This window comes from Psychrobacter sp. 1Y4, from assembly GCF_051847555.1.
The window spans coordinates 1-534 of sequence record NZ_JBPYDE010001081.1; the positions used below are offsets into that span (position 1 = coordinate 1).

Consider the following 534-nt stretch of genomic DNA (forward strand, 5'->3'; position numbering starts at 1 on the left):
CAATCAAATCGCTCGCTGGCAAGTTGTGCTTACGCGATAAGCGATGACCCAAACTGATAAGATTGTCTAGTGCTTGTAAGCGTTCAGGGTCAGGTAGTTGCTGCTCGGCATAATCTGACAGTAGCGCCGTCACCTCGGTGATTTGTTGCTGCGCCAAATGCAGCTGCTCAGAGGCTTGTTCAAAGGTTTGGCTGACACCAACTTGATAATCACAAAGCTTGATTGCTTGCCCAAGCAAGGTCATCACATCTGGCTCATCGGTATCATTGTCGAGTAGATGCAAGCCATGGCTGGCCTCTTGCATTAAGGCTTCAATATTAGAGAGCTCCTCGTGCTCAGATTCAACTTCTGCATAGTCCACAGCCAATAAAGGTGTGATGTCTGCCAGTTGGCTTTGTAAAAGTTGAATACGGTCTTGGCGCTGAGCTTCACGGCTAGCAATATCATCAGCGCGACGCTTTAGCTGCTGATACTGCTGATAGCTACTGGCTGTCTGACGCGCGAGCGGCGTTATTTGTGCCATCTCATCGAGCC

At 49.4% G+C, this 534-nt stretch carries 1 pseudogene; it reads right to left on the reverse strand.

What is annotated here, in order from left to right:
* Positions 1–523: pseudogene (locus ACS8FC_RS20525) on the reverse strand (DNA repair protein RecN); the annotation flags it as partial.
* Between the last annotated feature and the right edge of the window lie 11 nt (positions 524–534).